3 protein-coding genes are annotated in these 2,815 nt (G+C 38.0%); all 3 read right to left on the bottom strand.

From position 1 onward, the window contains the following. Positions 1–912 (bottom strand): hypothetical protein (locus PSI23_RS20885; protein WP_273556876.1); only part of this gene is annotated, 912 nt, incomplete at its 3' end. An 18-nt stretch (positions 913–930) separates the two neighbouring features. Continuing rightward, on the bottom strand, positions 931–1,254 hold the full coding sequence (locus PSI23_RS20880) for a helix-turn-helix transcriptional regulator (RefSeq protein ID WP_273556875.1): 324 nt from the start codon (positions 1,252–1,254) through the stop codon (positions 931–933). 143 nt (positions 1,255–1,397) lie between these two features. Next, positions 1,398–2,648: a tyrosine-type recombinase/integrase gene (locus tag PSI23_RS20875; protein WP_273556874.1), complete on the bottom strand. Its 1,251-nt coding sequence runs from the start codon at positions 2,646–2,648 to the stop codon at positions 1,398–1,400. Between the last annotated feature and the right edge of the window lie 167 nt (positions 2,649–2,815).

Genomic DNA, 2,815 nt, shown 5'->3' with positions numbered 1-2,815 from the left:
CTCTATTCCTTTTGCCGTGTAACCCTGAACCCGAACACCCTCAACACGGTGGCGTTTTTTAGTCAAAAAGCGAATGTGATCGGCATAGACATAGAGCCACTGACCGTCTACAGCAATGCGCTCAAAGGTTCTGATTGGTCGTTTTGCATACTGGACAAATGGAGTAAACCTATTGATTTTATTTATTTCTTTTGTCCCAACCCCCTTATCATTTCCTGTTTTTCTGTATAACCAAAATCTCTCACGTTTTCCGGTTAGTTTTCTTGTGCGAACGGGAACATAACCCAACCGACGCATAAGTTTGCTGAACTCAGCATCATTACGGATTAGCTTACCTAGATACTCCAATGGCTCATATTTCCAGCCTTTGGCCTGATAGCACTTTGCCAGTTCATGATGGTGCTGTTTATTGAGAATGGTGTACTTATCTGGCTGGTTCGGATTGCGGTATAAAATCCAGTTATCCACGGCCTGTTTCCGTTGCTTCTGGTCAATCAGTAACGCGAACGTCGCTAAAGGCACGCCATTTTTACGCGAATGATATTCAGAACTGATTGAGGTAATGATATTCAGGGCGTAGCTATCAATATCTTTTAGCTGGACAAATCCATAATAGTTACAACTATTCAAATGGTTAGCTGAGCACACCTCTGAATGATATTCAAAGGATTGCTTATCCTTGCCTGTCAGCCCGGTATCACTTTCTGCATCATGAACCGATACGCCGGAATTAAGCCAGACCAACCCCTGTCCGTTATGACGCAGCCCCAGATTAGTGAGTGTGCAAATACCTTTGTTAATTACCGTCCAGTCACCGGAAATAACCGCTTTACGGGTTTTTAAAATATTGCTCTGCCTGTTTTCAGCGTGAGCAAGTCCCTGACCGATTAAGGCCACATATTTAGATGTCATCGTTTTACCCTGTCTTAATTAATTCGATTTTCGGCTGTAGGGGTTATTTACATTGTCTACTGTTGGCGGGTTACGTATCCACCATAAAACATCACTTAATAGCCATGAGACAGAATTGCGACCCAACGGAACACGTTTCGGAAACTTGCCTTCTTCTTCTAATACCCAACGACGAGAACGCGATAAACTGGATAGGTGCTCACATTCTTTTTCCCTGATTCTGCGATCATATTTTTCACCATACTCATTTAAAATTGATTGTCGTTCTTGTGGTGTAGGGGGAATAAATAGGGCTGAATTACTGCGATTTAAAAGATTACATTGGAAATTCTGTGTTTCCATATTTATTATTCTCCAAAATAAAAACCCCGCGAGCGAGGTTATTGTTGATTGAATTCAATTTTATTGAGGTATGCAAATTTATTGTATTCTTGCTTGGGTTTCATATAAAAATGATAAGTTTTATCTTGAAGTGATTTATTGTACTACACTCCTCTCTTAGGGAATGCACATTCCAATGGTTTTTCGTTGGGATTTAATATTATCATATCATAATGACTCGCCAATACATCCAATCGTTCACACCATTTGTTTAAAGCATCTAGCTTCTCTGGTATGTATTGGCTTCTGTTATATATTCCCATTACACCCGGTAAAACATGCCCCAAAAGCTGATCAGCAATATGTGGTGCTACTCCCATATCATTCATCTTTGTTGCCAAAGTGCGTCTAAGGTCGTGCAACGTCCATTTCTCTGATTGACCTAATCTTTTCCATATATTAGATCCGTAGTATGATACTACATTACCGATTTTAAATTCACCTAAAAGCAATCCACCTTTATTGTTTTTATGAATAAGTTCCTCTAAAAAATATTTCATGCATTCTGGTATGGGACGAATAATTTTCTCACCTGTCTTGCTATTTTCTTTCGGAACAGTCCATAACATTGAATCAAAATCCCATTCTGAACATTTTGATAATCTAATTTCTCGCGTTCGGCAACCGAATACAATCAAAATTTTCAATAAATTATTAAAATAAGACATGTGGAAATCTGAATTTATAGACTTCCATAATTGACCAAGCTCATTATCAGTTAAAAAACGGTCTTTCTTGTTTTCTCTTTTTCCAACATCCTGAATAGTTAAATCATCCAGAGCGTGACTAATTGCGTACATTCTCACTCGGCAAAATTTAAGAGCTTGCTTGCAGAATTGAAATATAATCCCAGCACCTACGGGGGCTTGTTTTTTAACTCTATCGAAACATTGAAGCCAATATTTCGTTTCACAGTCTGATAATGCCATACTCCCAATATAAGGATATATATGTTTATCTAGTTGAGATATATGGACATCAATATTTACTCGGTTGTTTTTTCCATAATTATCTATCCAGTATTCGATAGCGTCTTTTACAGTGACTGGTCTTAATGATTCCTGCATCGTTAAGTTAAATTGCAGCTTTGGATCTTTACCAGAGGCTAACCAGTTACGGCATTTATCCCGTGTTTCACGAGCCTGTTTGAGGGGCATATCAGGATAACGCCCAAGCGTAAGGCGGTTTAGTTTCTTCCCATCAAGTCGGTAGGTAAAAACCCAGCTAATGCCACCAACCTTAGATAGTTTCGCACTCAACCCAGCACCATCGGCAAAGAATTCAATTTTGTCACTTTCTTTACCCTGTAAAGTTTTAAGTTTTTTATCACTGAGTTTGTTTAGTTCGTTAGCCATGATCACCCAAAATATTTACACAGATGTTTATACAAAGTGTGGTGTAAGAGTAGATAAACGTCAATAAACACTGGAACAATACACAGTGAATAAAATGAACAATATTTTGATTTTAATATAAAAATAATAAATATCGATAAACATCAAAACATGAAATTATTTCATCG

This window comes from Xenorhabdus yunnanensis, from assembly GCF_028598805.1.
Taxonomy (GTDB): Bacteria; Pseudomonadota; Gammaproteobacteria; order Enterobacterales; family Enterobacteriaceae; genus Xenorhabdus; species Xenorhabdus yunnanensis.
This window is presented reverse-complemented; position numbering and strand designations above follow the sequence as displayed.

Coding starts and splice junctions, on each gene's coding strand:
- PSI23_RS20880 (WP_273556875.1), bottom strand. CDS start 1,254: ATGGAAACACAGAATTTCCAATGTAATCTTTTAAATCGCAGTAATTCA.
- PSI23_RS20875 (WP_273556874.1), bottom strand. CDS start 2,648: ATGGCTAACGAACTAAACAAACTCAGTGATAAAAAACTTAAAACTTTA.